This window comes from Nocardioides proteolyticus, assembly GCF_051280635.3.
In the GTDB taxonomy this organism is placed as follows: Bacteria; Actinomycetota; Actinomycetes; order Propionibacteriales; family Nocardioidaceae; genus Nocardioides.
Window position 1 is genome coordinate 1 of record NZ_JBNBPO030000059.1, and the last position, 1,288, is coordinate 1,288.

The following is a 1,288-nucleotide window of genomic DNA, read 5'->3' on the forward strand; positions in this document are numbered from 1 at the left end:
AAGGGGGTGGGAAACCTCATCTTGAAACGTGCTTCCCGCTTAGATGCGTTCAGCGGTTATCACTTCCGAACGTAGCCAACCAGCCCTGCACCTGGCGGTACAACTGGCACACCAGAGGTTCGTCCATCCCGGTCCTCTCGTACTAGGGACAGCCTTTCTCAAGTTTCCTACGCGCGCGGCGGATAGGGACCGAACTGTCTCACGACGTTCTAAACCCAGCTCGCGTGCCGCTTTAATGGGCGAACAGCCCAACCCTTGGGACCTACTCCAGCCCCAGGATGCGACGAGCCGACATCGAGGTGCCAAACCATCCCGTCGATATGGACTCTTGGGGAAGATCAGCCTGTTATCCCCGGGGTACCTTTTATCCGTTGAGCGACCACGCTTCCACTCGCAGTGGCCGGATCACTAGTTCCGACTTTCGTCCCTGCTCGACATGTCTGTCTCACAGTCAAGCTCCCTTGTGCACTTACACTCGAAACCTGATTGCCAACCAGGCTGAGGGAACCTTTGAGCGCCTCCGTTACTCTTTGGGAGGCAACCGCCCCAGTTAAACTACCCATCAGGCACTGTCCCTGAACCAGATCATGGCCCTAGGTTAGACATCTAGTACGACCAGAGTGGTATTTCAACGATGACTCCACAACCACTGGCGTGGCTGCTTCACAGTCTCCCACCTATCCTACACAAGCCGAACCAAACACCAATGCCAAACTATAGTAAAGGTCCCGGGGTCTTTCCGTCCTGCCGCGCGTAACGAGCATCTTTACTCGTAGTGCAATTTCGCCGAGTCCATGGTTGAGACAGCGCCCAAGTCGTTACTCCATTCGTGCAGGTCGGAACTTACCCGACAAGGAATTTCGCTACCTTAGGATGGTTATAGTTACCACCGCCGTTTACTGGGGCTTAAATTCTGAGCTTCGACTTGCGTCTAACCCGTCCTCTTAACCTTCCAGCACCGGGCAGGAGTCAGTCCGTATACATCGTCTTACAACTTCGCACGGACCTGTGTTTTTAGTAAACAGTCGCTTGGGCCTGGTCTCTGCGGCCCTTCACGCTTCCCCAGCAAGTGGGTACACGATCCGGGCCCCCCTTCTCCCGAAGTTACGGGGGCATTTTGCCGAGTTCCTTAACCATGGTTGTCTCGATCGCCTCGGTATTCTCTACCTGATCACCTGAGTCGGTTTCGGGTACGGGCGGCTCACGGCTCGCTAGAGGTTTTTCTCGACAGCATAGGATCACCCACTTCCCCCCTACGGGGTCGGCATCACATCTCAGACTCGCCCAC

General features: G+C 55.6%; 1 rRNA gene. It reads right to left on the minus strand.

Annotation, left to right across the window (positions count from 1 at the left end):
• Positions 1 to 1,288 (minus strand): 23S ribosomal RNA (locus tag ACPOLA_RS19140); the annotation flags it as partial.